At 65.3% G+C, this 18,104-nt stretch carries 17 protein-coding genes; 11 read left to right on the top strand and 6 right to left on the bottom strand.

The window, feature by feature from the left end:
• Positions 1-8: 8 nt before the first annotated feature.
• Positions 9-1,451, top strand: a complete 1,443-nt coding sequence (gene ntrC / locus MTX21_RS06255; protein WP_280963950.1) for a nitrogen regulation protein NR(I) — start codon at positions 9-11, stop codon at positions 1,449-1,451.
• Between the two features lie 163 nt (positions 1,452-1,614).
• Here the strand turns inward: ntrC and MTX21_RS06250 are convergent, their stop codons facing one another.
• A complete protein-coding gene (locus tag MTX21_RS06250) occupies positions 1,615-1,761 on the bottom strand; it encodes a hypothetical protein (RefSeq protein ID WP_280963949.1) in 147 nt (48 codons plus the stop codon).
• 208 nt (positions 1,762-1,969) lie between these two features.
• Here MTX21_RS06250 and MTX21_RS06245 point away from each other — a divergent pair, with 208 nt between their 5' ends.
• From MTX21_RS06245 to hflX, 4 genes are all read left to right on the top strand, one after another.
• Complete coding sequence (locus tag MTX21_RS06245; protein ID WP_280963948.1) at positions 1,970-4,327, top strand: PAS domain-containing sensor histidine kinase; 2,358 nt, start codon at positions 1,970-1,972, stop codon at positions 4,325-4,327.
• Positions 4,328-4,344: 17 nt separating this feature from the next.
• A complete protein-coding gene (locus MTX21_RS06240; RefSeq protein ID WP_280963946.1) occupies positions 4,345-5,715 on the top strand; it encodes a sigma-54 dependent transcriptional regulator in 1,371 nt (456 codons plus the stop codon).
• 248 nt (positions 5,716-5,963) lie between these two features.
• The gene (gene hfq, locus MTX21_RS06235) at positions 5,964-6,212 is read left to right on the top strand and encodes an RNA chaperone Hfq (RefSeq protein ID WP_007591126.1); all 249 of its coding nucleotides are present in this window, start codon (positions 5,964-5,966) and stop codon (positions 6,210-6,212) included.
• Positions 6,213-6,223: 11 nt separating this feature from the next.
• Positions 6,224-7,606, top strand: coding sequence for a GTPase HflX (gene hflX / locus MTX21_RS06230; protein ID WP_280963940.1), 1,383 nt, complete (start codon positions 6,224-6,226; stop codon positions 7,604-7,606).
• A gap of 38 nt (positions 7,607-7,644) precedes the next feature.
• Here hflX and mazG read toward each other — a convergent pair whose 3' ends face one another.
• Complete coding sequence (gene mazG / locus MTX21_RS06225) at positions 7,645-8,502, bottom strand: nucleoside triphosphate pyrophosphohydrolase (RefSeq protein ID WP_280963939.1); 858 nt, start codon at positions 8,500-8,502, stop codon at positions 7,645-7,647.
• 126 nt (positions 8,503-8,628) lie between these two features.
• Here mazG and queC point away from each other — a divergent pair, with 126 nt between their 5' ends.
• Positions 8,629-9,342 (top strand): 7-cyano-7-deazaguanine synthase QueC, encoded by a 714-nt coding sequence (gene queC / locus MTX21_RS06220; RefSeq protein WP_280963938.1) that lies wholly within the window; start codon positions 8,629-8,631, stop codon positions 9,340-9,342.
• Positions 9,343-9,500: 158 nt separating this feature from the next.
• Here the strand turns inward: queC and MTX21_RS06215 are convergent, their stop codons facing one another.
• The 3 genes from MTX21_RS06215 to nthA are packed head-to-tail and all read right to left on the bottom strand — an operon-like array spanning position 9,501 to position 11,172.
• Complete coding sequence (locus MTX21_RS06215; protein WP_280963937.1) at positions 9,501-9,881, bottom strand: nitrile hydratase accessory protein; 381 nt, start codon at positions 9,879-9,881, stop codon at positions 9,501-9,503.
• Positions 9,881-10,540, bottom strand: coding sequence for a nitrile hydratase subunit beta (gene nthB / locus MTX21_RS06210; RefSeq protein ID WP_280963936.1), 660 nt, complete (start codon positions 10,538-10,540; stop codon positions 9,881-9,883). The genes MTX21_RS06215 and nthB overlap by 1 nt, the downstream gene beginning before the upstream one ends.
• The gene (nthA, locus tag MTX21_RS06205; RefSeq protein ID WP_280963935.1) at positions 10,537-11,172 is read right to left on the bottom strand and encodes a nitrile hydratase subunit alpha; all 636 of its coding nucleotides are present in this window, start codon (positions 11,170-11,172) and stop codon (positions 10,537-10,539) included. The genes nthB and nthA overlap by 4 nt, the downstream gene beginning before the upstream one ends.
• Before the next feature lie 123 nt (positions 11,173-11,295).
• Between nthA and MTX21_RS06200 the strand changes: the two genes are divergently transcribed.
• From MTX21_RS06200 to MTX21_RS06185, 4 genes are all read left to right on the top strand, one after another.
• Positions 11,296-12,102, top strand: coding sequence for an enoyl-CoA hydratase/isomerase family protein (locus tag MTX21_RS06200; protein ID WP_280963934.1), 807 nt, complete (start codon positions 11,296-11,298; stop codon positions 12,100-12,102).
• A 115-nt stretch (positions 12,103-12,217) separates the two neighbouring features.
• Positions 12,218-13,693 (top strand): DASS family sodium-coupled anion symporter, encoded by a 1,476-nt coding sequence (locus MTX21_RS06195; protein WP_280963933.1) that lies wholly within the window; start codon positions 12,218-12,220, stop codon positions 13,691-13,693.
• Between the two features lie 237 nt (positions 13,694-13,930).
• The gene (locus MTX21_RS06190) at positions 13,931-15,067 is read left to right on the top strand and encodes a methionine ABC transporter ATP-binding protein (RefSeq protein ID WP_280970983.1); all 1,137 of its coding nucleotides are present in this window, start codon (positions 13,931-13,933) and stop codon (positions 15,065-15,067) included.
• Complete coding sequence (locus MTX21_RS06185) at positions 15,057-15,722, top strand: methionine ABC transporter permease (RefSeq protein ID WP_280963932.1); 666 nt, start codon at positions 15,057-15,059, stop codon at positions 15,720-15,722. The genes MTX21_RS06190 and MTX21_RS06185 overlap by 11 nt, the downstream gene beginning before the upstream one ends.
• Before the next feature lie 6 nt (positions 15,723-15,728).
• Here MTX21_RS06185 and MTX21_RS06180 read toward each other — a convergent pair whose 3' ends face one another.
• A complete protein-coding gene (locus tag MTX21_RS06180; protein WP_280963931.1) occupies positions 15,729-16,718 on the bottom strand; it encodes a helix-turn-helix domain-containing protein in 990 nt (329 codons plus the stop codon).
• A 180-nt stretch (positions 16,719-16,898) separates the two neighbouring features.
• On the opposite strand from MTX21_RS06180, the gene MTX21_RS06175 reads away from it, so the two are divergent.
• On the top strand, positions 16,899-18,095 hold the full coding sequence (locus MTX21_RS06175; protein WP_280963930.1) for a serine hydrolase: 1,197 nt from the start codon (positions 16,899-16,901) through the stop codon (positions 18,093-18,095).
• Positions 18,096-18,104: the final 9 nt, after the last annotated feature.

Below are 18,104 nucleotides of genomic sequence, written 5' to 3'. Positions count from 1 at the left end.
GAATAACGATGCCCGCAGGTAGCATTCTCGTTGCTGATGACGACACCGCCATCCGCACGGTTCTCAATCAGGCACTTTCCCGCGCCGGCTATGAAGTGCGGCTGACCGGCAATGCCGCCACGCTGTGGCGGTGGGTCAGCCAGGGGGAGGGCGATCTCGTCATCACCGACGTGGTGATGCCGGACGAGAACGCCTTCGACCTGTTGCCGCGGATCAAGAAGATGCGGCCGAATCTGCCGGTCATCGTCATGAGCGCGCAAAACACCTTCATGACGGCGATCCGCGCCTCCGAGCGCGGAGCGTACGAGTACCTGCCGAAGCCTTTCGACCTGAAAGAGCTGATCGCCATCGTCGGCCGCGCGCTCGCCGAGCCGAAGGAGCGCACGCCCAGTCCCGACGAGGACGCCGAGATGGAGGCGATCCCGCTGGTCGGCCGCTCGCCGGCGATGCAGGAAATCTACCGCGTGCTCGCGCGCCTGATGCAGACCGATCTGACTGTGATGATCACGGGCGAATCTGGCACCGGCAAGGAGCTGGTGGCGCGCGCGCTGCACGACTACGGCAAGCGCCGCAACGGGCCGTTCGTTGCCGTCAACATGGCGGCGATCCCGCGCGACCTCATCGAATCGGAATTGTTCGGCCATGAGCGCGGTGCCTTCACCGGCGCCAACACCCGCGCCTCCGGCCGCTTCGAGCAGGCCGAGGGCGGCACGCTGTTCCTCGACGAGATCGGCGACATGCCGATGGAGGCGCAAACGCGTCTTCTGCGCGTGCTCCAGCAGGGCGAGTACACCACGGTCGGCGGTCGCACCCCGATCAAGACAGACGTGCGCATCGTCGCTGCCTCCAACAAGGATCTGCGCGTCCTGATCCAGCAGGGGCTGTTCCGGGAAGACCTGTTCTTCCGCCTCAATGTCGTGCCGCTGCGGCTGCCGCCGTTGCGCGAGCGCATCGAAGATCTGCCGGATCTCGTGCGTCACTTCTTCGCGCTCGCCGAGAAGGACGGCCTGCCGCCAAAGAAGCTGGATGCGCTGGCACTGGAGCGGCTGAAGCAGCACCGCTGGCCGGGCAATGTGCGCGAGCTCGAGAACCTCGCCCGGCGCCTTGCGGCGCTCTACCCTCAGGACGTGATCACGTCCTCGGTCATCGATGGCGAGCTGGCGCCGCCATCGGTCAGCCCGGGCACAGCGGTCCAGCAGGGCGTCGACAATCTCGGCGGGGCCGTGGAGGCCTATCTGTCCTCGCACTTCCAGGGGTTTCCGAACGGCATGCCGCCGCCGGGCCTCTATCACCGCATTCTCAAGGAAATCGAGGTGCCGCTGCTCACGGCCGCTCTGGCCGCTACCCGCGGCAACCAAATCCGCGCCGCGGACCTGCTCGGCCTCAACCGCAACACGCTGCGCAAGAAGATTCGGGATCTGGATATCCAGGTCTACCGCAGCGGAGGCTAGTTCCAACGACGAACAGTAGCTCAGCTCCCTACCAAAGCGGGAGCTGAGCCTGTCCGAATCGCGCTGACTGGGTGGCCCGCGGTGAACGGAAGTCGGACTATGACGGAAATGTTCCGCGTTCTCGCGTGAATTGGTCGCTCGGTGGCGGGGCGGGACGTCGCACCTATCTCACAAGCCGGGCTGGTGCCGCGGGCAGGATGTTGGCGACATTGGCCGGCTCCTGCATTCCGGGGCCGTTGACCAGGAGGTCCGTGGCCACGATCAGCAGCAGGACGGCTGAAACCATCATCGCGAGGAAGAAGCGATCCATCGCCTTCAAGCCCTGAAGCCGGCAATCCGTTCCGCGTGATGGCCGTCGGCCCGACATACCCGCTCCCTCGAGCGAGCCGCAGCCCTGTGGATGCACCGGTCCACAGCGGCGTAGGCGCCGCGGAATTGTCGCAATTCGGCAACATTGTGGTACGAATGCATCAGTATCCGCCGCCGCGGACCCGTTTTTCAGCATCGCCATTGCCGGAATGACCAGCGCAGATACCTCGGCCGCATCCTTTGACACGGCCCCACCCGAAGAGCCCAGACGCTGGTCGTTGAGCCGGTGGCTGGCACCTTTTGCGGTCGGCCTGGCGCTGCTGTCGGCCTTCCTGACCTTCGTCGTCCTGACCGGCCTGACCAGCATCGAACCCACGCCCGAGGTCGTCAGATCCTTCCTGCTGATCAACGCTGGGACCATCCTGCTGCTGGTCGGCATCATCATCCGCGAGGTCTGGCAGATGATCCAGGCCCGCCGGCGGGGCAGGGCCGCGGCGCGGCTGCATGTCCAGATCGTCGGCCTGTTCTCGATCGTCGCGGTGCTGCCGGCGGTACTGGTTGCGGTCGTCGCCAACGTCACCATCGAGCGCGGCCTCGACCGCCTGTTCTCGGGACCGACCAAGGAGGTCATTCAGAACTCGCTGATTATCGCGCGCGCCTACATGCAGGAGCACGCGCAGCTCATTCGCGGCGACATCATCGGCATGGCCAACGACGTCTCGCGCGCCTCGCTGCTGTTCGACCGCGATCGGCAGTCCTTCCTGCAGCTCCTGACGGCGGGGGCGGCGGCCAGAAACCTGCCGGGCGCGATGATCATGGGCAAGGACGCCAATCCGATCCTGTCGGCGGAAACCGGCGGCATCCCGCTCGCCTTCGCGCCGCCAAATCCTGAATTCTTGAAGAACGTCAACGAGAACGAGCCCGAGATCGCGGTCCTGCCCGACCAGAATCTGGTCGCCGCCGTGATCAGGCTGAGGTCCTTCAACGACACCTTCTTCCTCTATGTCGCCCGCCAGCTCGACCCGCGCGTGGTGGACCAGCTCAAGCAGACCGAGCTCAGCGTCGCCGAATACGCCCAGATCGAGTCGCGCCGGCTCGGCATCCAGGTCGCGTTCGCGCTAATGTTCGCGGTGATCGCGCTCACCATCCTGATGGCGTCGGTGCTGATCGGGTTCAACTTCGCCAACTCGCTGGTGGCGCCGATCCGGCGGCTGATGAACGCGGCCCATACGGTTTCGACCGGTAACCTGCATGTCCAGGTGCCCGTGCACAAATCCGAAGGCGATCTCGCGCAGCTAGGCGAGACCTTCAACAAGATGACGCAGGAATTGCGCAGCCAGCGCGACGAGCTCGTTAACGCCAGCGATCTCATCGACAGCCGCCGCCGCTTCATCGAGGCGGTGCTGTCCTCGGCGAGTGCCGGCATCATCGGCGTCGATGCGTCCGGCAGCGTCGGCATCCTCAACCGCTCGGCCGAGAAGCTGATCGGGCACGCCGAATCCGAGACGCTCGGCCATCCGCTCTCCGACGTGCTGCCCGAGCTCGACGAGATGATGAAGACGGCGCGGGAAGGGACGCAGCGCCTGGTGCAGGGCCAGATCACCATCACGCGCGATGGGCAGGAGCGCAATTTGTCGGTCCGCGTCAGCGCCGAGAAGACCAGCCAGCCGCGCGACAGCTACATCATCACGCTCGACGACATCACCGAGCTCGTCTCGGCGCAGCGGACCTCGGCGTGGGGCGACGTGGCCCGCCGCATCGCCCACGAGATCAAGAACCCGCTGACGCCGATCCAGCTCTCCGCCGAGCGCATCCGGCGCAAGTTCGGCAAGACCATCACCGAGGACAAGGATAAGCAAATCTTCGACCAGTGCACCGACACCATCGTGCGCCAGGTCGACGACATCCGCCGCATGGTCGACGAGTTCTCGCGTTTCGCGCGCATGCCGAAGCCGGTGATGGAGGGCGAGGACGTCGCCGACACCGTGCGGCAGGCCGTGTTCCTGATGAAGGTGGCGCATCCCGAGCTCGACATCGAGACCGAGTTCAGGGAGGATCCGCTACGCGCGCAGTTCGACCGGCGACTGATCTCGCAGGCGGTCACCAACATCGTCAAGAACGCCACGGAAGCGATCGAGCAGGTCCCGCCCGAGGAGCTGGGCCGCGGCCGCATTGACGTCGTGGTATCGCGCGAAGGCGAGGACGTCCTGATCGACGTCGTCGACAACGGTATCGGCCTGCCCAAGGTCGCGCGCTCGCGGCTCTTGGAGCCCTATGTGACGACTCGCGCCAAGGGCACCGGCCTTGGGCTTGCGATCGTCGGCCGCGTGCTGGAGGACCATGGCGGGCGCATCGAATTGAAGGACGCCGCGGACTTCCGCGAGGGCCAGCGCGGTGCCTGGATGCGGATGCGCTTTGCGATCTCCGGCCATCCCAAGAAGATCGAGGTCGCGGAGACGGCACCAGCCGCGACGGCCCAGGACACAAAAGAACCGGCAGGCGGAACCAAAGAGCCGGCCGAAAAGACTAATGACTCAACGAAAATCGAAGCCTCAACAGGCAACTGACAACACAGGCGCGACCCATGGCTAGTGAAATTCTGATTGTCGATGATGAGGCCGATATTCGGGATCTCGTTGCGGGCATTCTCGAGGACGAGGGGTTCGTGACCCGGACCGCGCGCGACAGCGATACGGCGCTCGCCGAAATCGCCAACCGCAGACCGCATCTGGTGTTTCTCGACATCTGGCTGCAGGGCTCCAAGCTGGACGGATTGCAGCTCCTCGAGCAGGTCAAGAAGGACAATGCCGACCTGCCGGTCGTCATGATCTCGGGCCACGGCAACATCGAGACCGCGGTGGCCGCGATCAAGCGGGGCGCCTACGACTTCATCGAGAAGCCGTTCAAGGCAGACCGCCTGATCCTGGTGGCGACACGCGCGCTGGAAAACTCCCGGCTCAAGCGCGAGGTCAAGGAGCTGAAGCAACTCGCGCCGAGCGCAAGCCAGCTCGTCGGCCGCTCGCCCAGCATGAACCAACTCCGCCAGACCATCGAGCGTGCGGCCAAGGCTAATAGCCGCATCCTGATCGTCGGCCCCGCCGGCGCCGGCAAAGAGCTCACCGCGCGCACGCTGCACGCGGCCTCCGGCCGCGCCGATGGTCCGTTCGTGGTGATCAACGCGGCGGCGATCACGCCCGAGCGCATGGAGCACGAGCTGTTCGGCATCGAGCAGACCAACGGCGAGCAGCCGCGCAAATCGGGCGCGCTCGAAGAGGCCCATGGCGGCACGCTGTTCATCGACGAGATCGCGGACATGCCGCGCGAGACCCAGAACAAGATCCTGCGCGTGCTGGTCGAGCAGTCGTTCCAGCGCGTCGGTGGCACCGCCAAGGTGCAGGTCGACGTGCGCATCATCTCCTCAACCGCGCGCAACCTGGAGGAGGAGATCGCGGCCGGCCATTTCCGCGAGGACCTCTATCATCGCCTCTCGGTGGTGCCGATCCGCGTGCCTGCGCTGTCGGAGCGGCGCGAGGATATTCCGGAATTGATCGATTATTTCATGGAGCAGATCTCGGCCGGCAGCGGCCTGCCCAAGCGCCAGATCGGGCAGGACGCTATGGCGGTGCTGCAATCGCACGTCTGGCCCGGCAATGTGCGCCAGCTCCGCAACAACGTTGAGAGAGTCATGATTCTCGCCGCAGGCGGTCCGGAGGTGATCATCACCGCCGACATGCTGCCGCAGGACGTCGGCTCCATGGTGCCGGCGATGCCGACCAGCAACAATGGCGAGCACATCATGGGCCTGCCGCTGCGCGAGGCGCGGGAAGTGTTCGAACGCGACTATCTAATTGCGCAGATCAGCCGCTTTTCCGGCAATATCTCGCGCACGGCTGAGTTCGTCGGCATGGAGCGCTCGGCCCTACACCGGAAGTTGAAGGCCCTCGGCGTCGGTTGAGGGCCGCGACCTCACGGCCACACGTTCACAATATCCGAGGAAAACCATCGATTTCCGTAATTTTTCGGTCCAGTAGGACGGGCTGTGCCGCGTGAAGCGGCTTGCCTAATAAGTCCACCTGTCCTCTAATCGAACCGCTGGCCCTCCGAGGGGGATCTCATGAGGGCCGGCAACCGGACGAGGCCTCGAATTTCAAAAGAGGGCCGCAACCGGCGCAATAAAAAGAAACTCAAAGCGAGATAAAAACAATGGCGGCAGACCGCGCACAAAACCTACAGGACACCTTCCTTAATCACGTTCGCAAAACCAAGACGCCACTGACGATCTTTCTGGTCAACGGAGTGAAGCTCCAGGGCATCGTGACCTGGTTCGACAATTTCTGTTTGCTGCTCCGGCGCGACGGTCACTCGCAGCTTGTCTACAAGCATGCGATCTCGACCATCATGCCGGGAGCTCCGATCCAGTTGTTCGAAGGCGGCGAGGACCAGCCGGCTTGAGAGTGATCTGATTGGAACCCCGGAATTTCGACGGGGATGCCGACCGTCCGCGGTCGGCAGGGGCTAAACCGACGGGGCGGGTGCTGGTCATCGGCCCCTACACGCGGGTGCGCGCGGGCGGAGCCGACGCGCAATCGGACGGTCATGTCCTGCGCGATGCAGAAGCCCGGCTCGACGAAGCCGCGGGCCTTGCGCGCGCGATTGATCTCGTCATTGCGGATGCCATCATCGCGCCGATCAGCCAGATCCGGCCTGCGACCTATATCGGCAAGGGCAAGGTCGAAGAGATTACCGGGCTGATCAAGAGCCTGGAGGTCGACCTCGTCGTGATGGACTGTGCGCTGTCGCCCATCCAGCAGCGCAATCTCGAGAAGGCGTGGAACGCCAAGGTGCTCGACCGCACCGGGCTGATCCTCGAGATCTTCGGCCGCCGCGCCAAGACCAAGGAAGGCGCGCTCCAGGTCGAGCTCGCGCATCTGAACTATCAGCGCTCGCGCCTGGTGCGATCCTGGACCCATCTCGAACGCCAGCGCGGCGGCTTCGGCTTCATGGGCGGCCCCGGTGAGACCCAGATCGAGGCCGACCGCCGTCTGATCTCCGAGCGCATTTCCAGGCTCGAGAACGAATTGAGGAAAGTGCAGGCGACGCGCCGCCTGCACCGCGCCGGCCGCCAGCGCGTGCCGTATCGCGTCGTGGCGCTGGTCGGCTACACCAATGCCGGCAAGTCGACGCTGTTCAACCGCCTGACGCGCGCGGACGTGCAGGCCGCCGACATGCTGTTCGCCACGCTCGATCCGACCCTGCGCGCGCTCAACTTGCCGCATGGCGGCAAGGCGATGCTGTCCGACACCGTCGGTTTCATTTCAAATCTGCCGACGCAGCTCGTGGCCGCCTTCCGCGCGACGCTGGAGGAGGTGCTGGAAGCCGACGTCATCCTGCACGTCCGCGACATCTCGCATGAGGACGCCGAGGCGCAGCAGAGCGACGTCGATGCGGTGCTGCGCCAGCTCGGCATCAACCCCGACGACTCCGGCCGCATCATCGAGGTCTGGAACAAGGTCGATCGCTTCGATGCGGAGCAGCGCGAGGAGTTGCTCAACATCGCCGCGCGCCGGCCGGCCGATCATCCGGCGATGCTGGTCTCGGCCACCTCAGGCGAGGGGATCGACGCGCTGCTCGTCACGATCGAGGAGCGGCTCGCGACCAAGCGCACCACGCTCGACCTGTCGATCGACGCCGCCGACGGTGCCGGAATCTCCTGGTTGCACCGCAATTCGGAGGTGCTGGCGAAAGAGCTGCACGACGGCCGCTTCGACATGACCGTGCGCGTGGACGAGACCAAGCGTGACCTCGTGGTGTCGCGGTTCGATGCCGTGCCGCATCACGCGGCATAGTGTCTGTCGTCCTGGCGTTCGTCAGGACGACATCAGAGTTAGCGACGGGCTTGTTTGCTTTTCTCGACTGCTGGAGCCTTCTTCTCCTCGCCCTTCGCCGTATTCCACAGCGCGTCCATCTCCGCCAACGACGCCTGCTCCAGCGTTCGGCCCTGCGCTTGCAGGGCGCGCTCGATATAGGCAAAGCGGCGTTCGAATTTCGCGTTGGTGGTCCGTAGCGCGCTTTCCGGATCGGCGTCGATATGGCGGGCGAGGTTGACCAGCGCGAACAGGAGATCGCCGGTTTCTTCTGCCAGCTCCTGCTTGTCGTTGCGGTCCAGCGCCGCCTCGATCTCGTCGGCTTCCTCGCGGATCTTTTGCAGCACGGCGCGCGGATCGTTCCAGTCGAAGCCGACGGTTGAGGCCTTGCGCTGCAGCTCCATGGCGCGCGTCAGCGCCGGCTGGCCGGCCTTCACGCTCGACAAGAGCGACTTGTGCGAGGTCTCCTCCGGCGGCCGCCGCGCGGCGCGCTCGGCTTTCTCCTCGGCCTTGATGCGATCCCAGACTTCCGTGACGTGGGCGGGCGCGAGGTTGCCGTCCATGTCGGCGAACACATGAGGGTGGCGTCGGATCATCTTGCGGGTGATGGCCTCGACGACGTCACCGAACGCGAACGCATTCTGCTCCTCGGCCATCCGGGCATGGTACACGACCTGCAACAGGAGATCCCCAAGCTCCTCGCGCAGATCGTCGAGATCGCCTCGCGTGATCGCGTCGGCGACCTCATATGCCTCCTCGATCGTGTAGGGGGCGATCGTCGCAAAATTCTGCTCGAGGTCCCAGGGGCAGCCGGTCACCGGCGTGCGCAGCGCCGCCATGATCTCGATCAGGCGTGAAATGTCGCGGGAAGGGGTCATTGCAGGCCATTCTCCTAACTCTTAGGCCTTATGCCAAAACCAGCCCTCCGTTCCCAGCACAACGCGGCGGAACGGGCCGATTTCCACCGATTGGCGGGCCGCGCCCGCAGTGCTAAAGCGCGGGCCATGAGCGACGCATTTTCATCCGAAACCGCGCTGGTGCTGTTCTCGGGCGGCCAGGATTCCACAACCTGCCTTGCCTGGGCGCTGAGCCGCTTTGCGCGCGTGGAAACGCTGGGGTTCGAATACGGCCAGCGCCACGCGATCGAGCTCGCCTGCCGGGAACGGCTTATAGACGGCCTCAAGGCGGTGCGCGCGGAGTGGGCGGACAAGCTCGGCGAGAGCCACACGCTGTCGATTCCGACGCTCGCGGCCATGTCCGAGACCGCACTGACGCGCGACGTCGAAATCGCGATGGGGGCGGATGGCCTGCCGAACACTTTCGTGCCCGGCCGCAACCTGGTGTTCCTGACTTTTGCCGCAGCGCTGGCCTACCGTCGCGGCATCACTCACATAGTCGGTGGCATGTGCGAGACCGATTATTCCGGCTATCCCGATTGCCGCGACGAGACCATCCGTGCCATGCAGGCCGCGCTCTCGCTCGGCATGGCGAAAACGTTTGAGCTGCATACGCCGTTGATGTGGATCGACAAGGCCGCGACCTGGAAGCTGGCGCATGACCTCGGCGGCGACGCGCTCGTCGACCTCATCCGCGAGCAGTCCCACACCTGCTATCTCGGCGAACGCGGCGCGCAGCACGATTGGGGCTATGGCTGCGGGGAGTGCCCCGCGTGCAGCCTGCGGGCGAAGGGATGGGCGGAGTACGTGGCGGCACGCTGACGCCAAATACTTGGTGTCATCACCCGCGAAAGCGGGTGATCCAGTATTCCAGAGGCGCTTGTCAGATACGGAGAAGCCGCGGCGTACTGGATTCCCCGCTTGCGCGGGGAATGACAGTGCGGGTTAAGGCGAACAGCTCCCACGCTACGCGCAGAAAACTACCGCGCAAAATCCTCCGGCGTCAGCTCGATCGGCTTGCCGTGCGGGGTGCGGTCGGCGGCGTGGTCCCAGGCGTCGCGGTAACGATGCAAGGCCTCCGCGGAAGTGACGCCCTTGCTTGCGACGAGCTTTTCCAGCGTGGCGAGCCAGTGCAGATAGTAGGTCTCGCCGGTGTCGGGATCGCCCGCGGCTTGCGCCCGCTTGATCTCGTCGGCGAGCGCGGCGGCCCATTCGGGCCAGGTGAACAGGCCGCGGTCGTGCAGGGTGAGCGCCATCGCGAAGGCGTGCGCTTCCCATGGCGCGCGGAACACCGGGCCGTCGTCATCGCGCGGAATGCTCGGAATCGCCGCGGTCGCGGCGGCCGCAGCCGTGCTGCTCATCACGCCGGGTCCAGATAGGGCTCGAAGGCGTCGATCGAGACCTTCGAGGTCGGATCACCGTCGGTGCCCCAGAGATCGCGGCCCTCGAACACAACCGTGTAGAGCCACTGCGGATTCTCGCCGAGGTCCATCGCCGCAGAGTCCGGGAACACGTGACAGCCATGGTTCAGCTCAATCACGCCGACATGCCCGCGGACATAGCGCGGCAGCCTCGTATGCGTGGTCGGATGAATGTTCTTCGCGCGCACGCGGTCGCCGATGTTGAATTTGGCCGGCGCCGGGGCAGGGCGGGCGAACTTGCCGCGCACCATCACGCGCTCGATATCGTCGAGATCGAACTTACCGTGCTTGAGCGCCTTCGCCGGCTGCACCGCGTGACCGGCGGCGACATCCTCCCTGGTGAGATAGCCCTTCTCGATCAGCATCTCCTCGAGGCCGAGGAACCACTTCTTGTAGTAGGAGCTCGCGAGGTACACGTGTGGCGGCAGCGTCTCGCGATAGAAGCGCGAGGTGTCGATGTTGAAGGCGCCGGCGGCGCCCATCGCGCGCACCATCGCCAGCACGCGGGCTTCCCAATCTGCGTGGAACATCGGCTCGTTGGGCTCGGGCTCGACCTTGCCGAAGCCGTCCATGCCGCCCATGTCGTGTACGCCGTTCATGACGGAGCTCCGGGCTTCTTGGGAAAGCCGGTGCCGATCATGGAATCGCGGGTGACGAGCTCGGCGAGCTGCTCCTCGCTCCAGCCCTCCGTGCCTTCCGGGCGCATCGGAAGCACCAGAAAGCGCGTCTCGGCGGTCGAATCCCACACCCTGATTTCGACGTCCTTCGGCATCGTCACGCCGAAGTCGGCGAGCACGCCGCGGGGATCCTTCACCGCGCGGGAGCGGTAGGGCGCAGCCTTGTACCAGACGGGCGGCAAGCCCAGCATTTCCCAGGGGTAGCAGGAGCACAACGTGCACACGACCATGTTGTGACGCTGCGGCGTGTTCTCGACCACCACGAGATGATCGCCGACGCGGCTGACATGGCCGAGCGTGCCGACCGCCTTGCTGCCATCCTCCAGCAGCGCCTTCTTGAACGCAGGATCGGTCCAGGCCTTGGCGACGACGCGCGCACCGTTATGCGGACCGATCTTGGTCTCATAGGCCTGGATGATGGCGTCGAGAGCAGCCGGCTCGACATAGCCCTTTTCGGTCAGGATCGTCTCGAGCGCGCGCACGCGCAGCTCGGTCTCGGACAGTTCCGAATGGTCGTGATCGTGATGATGGTGGTGGTCATGATCGCTGCTCATGGGGCGGAAGATAGGCGCAATCTTCCCTGCCTGTCGAGCGTTCGTTGCAGTGCAATCCGGCCACGTATTCGTGACGCCGTTTGTGCGCTAGCATCGACCTAAATTGTGCTTTGGAGGCGCCTGGTGACCGACTTCGTGAAGATCGAGAAGGGCCACGGACCCGAAGGGCGAATCGCGATTGTGCGGTTCGACCGCGGCGATGGCATCAATGCGCTGTCGCCGGAGGCGCTGCGGCAGCTCACCGCGGCTGCGCGCAGCTTCGAGGATGATGCAGCGACCTCCGTCGTGGTGCTGACGGGAAGTGTGAACTGCTTCAGCGCCGGCTTCGACCTGAAGGATGCCGAGGGCCGATCGCGCAAAGACATGGACCTCGGCACGCTGCGTCGGCACTTGAAGCTCGGGCCGCGCCTGACCCAGGCTTGGCAGGGGATGGAGCAGATCACGATCGCGGCCATCGAGGGCTTTTGCGTCGGCGGCGGCGTGGCACTCGCAGTCGCGCTCGACTTCCGCGTGATGGGGCGCGATGCGCATCTACGCGTGCCTGAGATCGGGCTCGGCATGAACATGAGCTGGCAGAGCATCCCGCGCATGCTGCATCTGATCGGCCCGGCCCGCACCAAGCAGGCGGTGATCCTGGCCGACCAGCGCATCTCGGCGGACGAGGCCTACGAATGGCACCTGGTGGAGCAGGTGGTCGATCCCGGCAAGGCATTCGATGCCGCCATGGACCTTGGTCGCAAGGTGGCCGCTCAGCCGCCGCTCTCGGTCGCCATGACCAAACTCACCGTCAACAGGCTCGCGCATGCGCTGGACGATCTCGCCAGCCACATGGACGTCGACCAGTACGCGCTCGCGAGCCTCACCGAGGACCACAAGGAGGGCGTTGAAGCGTTCCTGAGCCGCCGCAAGCCGCGGTTCAAGGGACGGTAGAACGCTATGTCAGGCCATTGATCGGGCCGCGGACAGTTCGTATACGCCGCGATAGGGACAAGAGCGCGCCGGCCGACGAGCCGGCAAGATACGACGAAATCGACGGGGAGGGCCCATGAACGCCAGCTCGCAGGCGCCTGAGGCGAAAGGATTTCGCTGGAAACTGATCGCGCCGCTCGTCGTGTGGCTCGCGATCTATCTGTGGCCGGTTCCCGCGGGACTCAACGTCAACCAGTGGCACTATTTTGCAGTATTCGCGGCGGTCATCACCGGCCTGATCCTGGAATCGATGCCGGTCGGCGCGGTCGGCCTGATCGGGCTGACCGTCGCTGGCATCAGTGGCTATATCGATGCGGACCCGACCAAGTCGCTGCGCTGGATGCTGGCGGGATTTGCCGAAAGCACGGTGTGGCTGATCGTCGGCGCCTTCGTGTTCTCGATCGGCTATCGCAAGAGCGCGCTCGGCCGCCGCATCGCGCTCGTATTGGTGCAACGCCTCGGCCGCAATACGCTCGGCCTCGGTTATGCCGTGGCGATGTCGGATTTCCTGCTCGCGCCGGCGACACCGTCCAACACCGCGCGCAGCGGCGGCATCGTCTATCCCATCATCAGCAACATCCCGCGCATCTACGGCTCCGAGCCTGGACCGACCGCCGGCAAGATCGGCACCTATGTGATGTGGACCGCTTTTGCTGCGACCGCTGTCACGAGCTCGCTGTTCTTCACCGCGCTTGCGCCCAATGCGGCGGCACTCGCGATCGCCAAGAAGACGGTCGGGGTCGAGGTGAGCTGGGGCCAGTGGTTCATCGGCTTCGCGCCGCTCGGCATCGTCCTGATGCTGCTCGTCCCGTTGCTCAGCTATCTCGTGTGCCGGCCTGAGGTGAAGCGCAGCCCCGAAATCTCCGAATGGGCGGCGAAAGAGCTCGCAGGCATGGGCCCGATGTCGCGCAACGAATGGATCATGCTCTGCCTGATCGTGCTCGCGATGTTCCTGTGGATCGCGGGCTCGAGCCCGGACATCCACGTGCCACTGCTCGGCTCGAACTTCGTCAACGCCACCACCGTCGTGTTCATCGTGATCTCGCTGATGCTGGTCACCGGCGTGATCGAGTTTGCCGACATCGTGGCCGAGAAGAGCGCCTGGGAGGTGTTCTTCTACTTCACCTCGCTCTTGACGCTGGCCTCGGGCCTCAACGAGATCGGCTTCATCAAGTGGTTCGCCAACGAATACGCCAAGCCGCTTGCCGGCCTGTCGCCGGCCACCGCCATGCTCCTGCTGGTCGCGCTGTTCTTCTGGATCCACTATTTCTTCTCCAGCATCACCTCGCACGCGGCCGCAGTGCTGCCTGTGGTGCTCGCGGTCGGCTCGGGCATCGCCGACCTGCCGGTCGGAACGCTCGCCATGCTCTGCATGTATTCGCTCGGCCTGATGGGCGTGATCTCGCCCTACGCGACGGGACCTGCGCCGATGTATTTCGGCAGCGGCTATATCGGCAAAGGCCGGTTCTGGAGTTTTGGCCTGATCTTCGGGCTGATCTATTTCGCAGGGCTGCTGCTCATCGTGCTGCCCTGGTTGCAGATGGTCCGGTAAGGGGACTCGCCGGTCGCCCGCCGCGGATGAATTTTCTTCGGCGGGGAGGGATCTGGAAAATTTCTCCTCCGCGGAGAAAATATCTGAAATTGCCAGACGGCCATGAACGCGCGATGGTGTGTGCTGCAGTGCAGCGCTTCCGATGGAACCGTCTGCCACGCTGTTTCCCCGTCGCTTGAAGCGACTTGCCCTCGCACCCTGCATGGCGTTGCGAGCCGGCGATCCGTTGTGAAAAAGATGAACGCGCACCAATCCCTGGCCATCGGACGGCCGATCGATCCTCGTGAGGCGGTATCACAAGCCCCAGTCCCGGCGGATACGATGGTCCGCTTCGAGGGCATCTCGAAGCTCTATCCGGCCTATCGCGGCAAACCCGGCGTCAATGCGCTGCAAGGCATCGATTTCGCCATCGCGCGCGGATCGATCACCGGCGTGATCGGCCGCTCGGGCGCCGGCAAGTCGAGCCTGGTCCGCCTGATCAACGGGCTGGAAAAACCGACGACGGGCCGCGTCGTCGTCGACGGCCGCGACATCTCCGCACTCGCCGGCCATGAGCTGCGACTGGCGCAGCGTTCGATCGGGATGATTTTCCAGCACTTCAACCTGCTGTCATCGCGGACGGCGGCCGCCAACATCGCGCTGCCGCTGGAGATCGCGGGATGGCCGAAAGCAGAGATCAAGGCGCGCGTGGCCGAGTTGCTCGCGCTGGTCGGCATCGCCGACAAGCACGACCGCTATCCCTCGGAGCTGTCCGGCGGCCAGAAGCAGCGGGTCGGCATCGCGCGGGCGCTTGCGACCCGGCCGAGCGTGCTGTTGTCGGACGAGGCAACCTCGGCGCTCGATCCGCAGACCACGCGTGCGATCCTCGATCTGCTCGCGAGCATCAACCGCGAGCTCGGGGTGACCATCGTGCTGATCACGCACGAGATGTCAGTCGTCCGTCAGCTCGCGAACGAAGTCGTCGTGCTGGATAGCGGCCGCATCGTCGAAAAGGGCCATGTCGCCGACATCTTCACCCATCCACAACACCCGATCACGCAGTCCTTCCTGGCCGAGGTGATCGGCGACAGCCTGCCGGTGTCGTTGGCGAGCCGGCTTGTGTCTGAACCGCTTTCAGGCGGGCAGGTCGTCATCCGCGTCCAGGTGCGCGGCGCAGGGACCGGCGATACGCTGGTCGCGCGGCTCGCGCGCGAGCTCGGCCTTGACGTCTCGCTGCTGTCGGCCCGCATCGACGAGATCGGCGGCCAGCATGTCGGCTCACTGACGCTTGGCATTCCCCTTGGCATTCCCGGCGGCGAGGCCGCGGTGGGGCGGGCGCTCGCCTGGTTATCTCAATATCAATTCGCAGCGGAGCGGCTCGGCTATGTCGCCTGAACTCATCAACCTGATCATCCAGGCCACCGGCGAGAGCCTGTTCATGGTCGGGGTCGCGGCGTTGCTCGGCACCGCCTTCGGCCTGCCGATTGGCGTCTTCCTCGCGACCAGTCGGAAAGGCGAGCTGTTCGCGGCGCCCGTCATCAATGCCGTGCTCGGCATCATCGTCAATGCGACGCGCTCCACGCCCTTCATCATCCTCGTCGTGGCGATCATCCCGTTCACGCGGCTCGTCGCCGGAACCTCGATCGGATCGACGGCGGCGATCGTGCCGCTGACGATCGCCTCGACGCCGTTCATCGCGCGCCTGGTCGAAGCCGCAATCCGCGAGGTCGATGCAGGGCTGATCGAGACCGCGTCCTCGTTCGGCGCGTCGCCGCTCCAGATCGTGCTCAAGGTGCTGATCCCCGAGGCACTGCCGGGGCTGCTCCTGGCGCTGACGCTCGCGGTCGTCAGCCTGCTCGGCTACTCCGCCATGGTCGGCGCGGTCGGCGGCGGCGGGCTCGGCGATCTCGGCATTCGCTACGGCTACCAGCGCTTCATGCCGGAGATGATGCTGGCCGTCGTGGTGGTGCTGATCGCGCTGGTGCAGCTCGTCCAGAGCGCAGGCGACTATCTCGCGCGCCGGGTCAACCGCCGGCTGCGGCATCGCTGATACGGGTTAGGCCACAAGCCTGGCGCGCCGCAGGGTCTCCGAGGGCAGCTCGGAGAAGTGGCGCTTATAGTCGAGCGAAAACTGGCTGAAGTGCCAGAAGCCGTGCTGCACGGCGATGTCGTAGACGGACGTGTTGGCGCCATCGGCGCGCTTGAGATCGCGCCGCACGCGGTTCAGGCGCATCGCACGCCAATAGTGCATCGGGCTCGTGCCCAAGACCTCCTGGAAGCAATAGCCGAGCTTGCGTGGGCTCGCGCCAACCGCCTTGCACACCTCCAAGAGCGAGAGCGAGCGATCGCCGCTGCCGTGCATCAGTTCGCGGGCGCGATCGACGGTCCGCTTGCGGGCCGTGGCGCTGCGTCCGGGATCGCTTGGGCGTGCGGTCGGCAGCATGTCCATGATCTCGACGAGGAGGGCGTCCTCGAGCGCCAGTTGCGCCGCCGGATCGTTGAACGACTCTGGTGCGACCGTGATGATGTCGTGGATCACGGCGAGATGCCGGCGCAGTCGCGCCACCGGCGCCTCCGCCATCTCGATCACGGAGAGCTGGTGCCAGACGGCGCGTGGCAGCGCGATGTCGAGACGCGCGGCGAGCTCCTCGATCAGGCCAGCGCTGGTGACGACGCCGCGCAGCTCAAATGCCTTCGGCGTGCACATATCGACCTCGGCGTCGATGCAGGCGATGACCTTGGCACCTGCGACGCTGGCACCATTGCAATTGACCTCGTCCGTAGCGTGCCAGGGCAGGCCGATGCCAAAGCTACCAGCGCCGAGTTGGCCGTACTGGCGGACCTGTTGGCTGGTGATTTCGCGGAACGCCTCGAGGCGGGGCAGCGAGAGCTGCGTGAAACTGCCTGCGAAAGTGCCGGCGCTGATCTGGTCATAGCTCAGCCGCCAGCGGCCGAGCGTGGCGCAATGCTCATCGACATCCGTGCTGCTGGCCTGAAGCAGGCTGACGGCCGAACCTGGCGTCGGAAGAGTCGCGTCCAAGCCCATGACAACGCTCGAAATTTGCAAGGCCCTCCGACCAGCAAGAACCGCGCCAGACTGGCACGGCCGCGGGCGGTGTCCAGCGAAATATTGCCGGATCTCGATAACGCCCGGCCGCGCCCGGATGCAGACTTTCGTCCTGCCGTTCCCGCCATCGAGGTCGGGACGGCCTATCGGAGGATCGAGATGCGACCGACCGAGATCATGCGCGGCAGCCCGGCTGCGCCCGAGGCCCAAGTAACGCGTGCCAACTGGCGCAGCTTCCCCGCCATCCGTTGGGGGTTCACCCACGTCCGTGAGGTGCTGCCGACAGCGGAAATCCGCCGCTCAGCGCAGCCGACACCGATCGCAAGCGCGCCGCGTGAGCTGACCAAGCTAGGCTTCACGGCGCCTGACGGCAATCCCACCACCATCGAGGCCACGCTGCGCGAGACCTTCGCCGATGCGCTGCTCGTCATGCACCGGGGCTCGCTGATCCACGAATGGTATGACGACGGCATGAGCACGACCACGCCGCACCTGGTCTGCTCCATCAGCAAATCGATCGCCGGCACGCTCGGCGGCGTGCTCGCCGCACGCGGCCTGGTCGATCCGGAGGCGAGGGTGGTCCGCTATGTGCCGGAGCTCGAGAATTCGGCCTACGGCACCTGCACCGTCCGCAACGTCCTCGACATGGCGGTCGCGATCAAGTTCGAGGAGGACTACGAGGACCCTGCCGGCGACGTCGCGCGCTATCGCTTCTCCTCGGGCTGGGACGTGCCGCCGCCCGGTGTCGAGGCCGGTCACCAACGGGCCTATCTCACGACGCTGCGGGCCACAGGCAAACCACACGGCAAGGTGTTCCACTACGTCTCGCCGAACACGGAAGTGCTCGGCTGGGTCTATGAGCGCGCCTGCGCCCAGTCGTACCCGCGCATCCTCTCTGAATATCTCTGGCAACCGATGGGTGCGGAGGAGGATGCCTCGATGACTCTCGATAGCCACGGCATGGGCCGCATCGCGGGCGGGCTCTCGGTCACTCCACGCGACCTGATCCGGTTCGGCGAGATGATCCGCTGCCGCGGCACTGTTCAGGGGCGGCAGGTGGTGCCGGGCTGGTGGATCGACGACATCCACGAGAACGGCGATCACAAGGCGTGGGCGGACGGCGATCTCGCCGACATCTTCCCGGGCGCGCGCTACCGCAGCAAATGGTACACGATCGATCCCTCGCGCAACGATCTCGCCGCGATCGGCATCCATGGCCAGTGGCTCTATGTCGACGCGGCCTCCGATACCGTGATCGTCAAGCTCGCGACTCAGCCGAAGGCGATGGACGTTCCGCTCGATCATCGCTGGCTCGCCGCGTTTCGCGCCATCACCGCGCATCTCGCCTCGCGCTGACTCTCGGAC

Origin of the sequence: Bradyrhizobium sp. ISRA430 (genome assembly GCF_029909975.1) — a bacterium.
Classification (GTDB): Bacteria; Pseudomonadota; Alphaproteobacteria; order Rhizobiales; family Xanthobacteraceae; genus Bradyrhizobium.
Note: the sequence above shows the minus strand (reverse complement) of the source record. Positions and strands in the feature narration are given on the sequence as shown.

Excerpts from the sequence above, each read along its gene's own strand:
- ntrC (WP_280963950.1), top strand. The coding sequence starts at position 9 with ATGCCCGCAGGTAGCATTCTCGTTGCTGATGACGACACCGCCATCCGC.
- MTX21_RS06250 (WP_280963949.1), bottom strand. The coding sequence starts at position 1,761 with ATGGATCGCTTCTTCCTCGCGATGATGGTTTCAGCCGTCCTGCTGCTG.
- MTX21_RS06245 (WP_280963948.1), top strand. The coding sequence starts at position 1,970 with ATGACCAGCGCAGATACCTCGGCCGCATCCTTTGACACGGCCCCACCC.
- MTX21_RS06240 (WP_280963946.1), top strand. The coding sequence starts at position 4,345 with ATGGCTAGTGAAATTCTGATTGTCGATGATGAGGCCGATATTCGGGAT.
- hfq (WP_007591126.1), top strand. The coding sequence starts at position 5,964 with ATGGCGGCAGACCGCGCACAAAACCTACAGGACACCTTCCTTAATCAC.
- mazG (WP_280963939.1), bottom strand. The coding sequence starts at position 8,502 with ATGACCCCTTCCCGCGACATTTCACGCCTGATCGAGATCATGGCGGCG.
- queC (WP_280963938.1), top strand. The coding sequence starts at position 8,629 with ATGAGCGACGCATTTTCATCCGAAACCGCGCTGGTGCTGTTCTCGGGC.
- MTX21_RS06215 (WP_280963937.1), bottom strand. The coding sequence starts at position 9,881 with ATGAGCAGCACGGCTGCGGCCGCCGCGACCGCGGCGATTCCGAGCATT.
- nthB (WP_280963936.1), bottom strand. The coding sequence starts at position 10,540 with ATGAACGGCGTACACGACATGGGCGGCATGGACGGCTTCGGCAAGGTC.
- nthA (WP_280963935.1), bottom strand. The coding sequence starts at position 11,172 with ATGAGCAGCGATCATGACCACCACCATCATCACGATCACGACCATTCG.
- MTX21_RS06195 (WP_280963933.1), top strand. The coding sequence starts at position 12,218 with ATGAACGCCAGCTCGCAGGCGCCTGAGGCGAAAGGATTTCGCTGGAAA.
- MTX21_RS06190 (WP_280970983.1), top strand. The coding sequence starts at position 13,931 with ATGAACGCGCACCAATCCCTGGCCATCGGACGGCCGATCGATCCTCGT.
- MTX21_RS06185 (WP_280963932.1), top strand. The coding sequence starts at position 15,057 with ATGTCGCCTGAACTCATCAACCTGATCATCCAGGCCACCGGCGAGAGC.
- MTX21_RS06180 (WP_280963931.1), bottom strand. The coding sequence starts at position 16,718 with ATGGGCTTGGACGCGACTCTTCCGACGCCAGGTTCGGCCGTCAGCCTG.
- MTX21_RS06175 (WP_280963930.1), top strand. The coding sequence starts at position 16,899 with ATGCGACCGACCGAGATCATGCGCGGCAGCCCGGCTGCGCCCGAGGCC.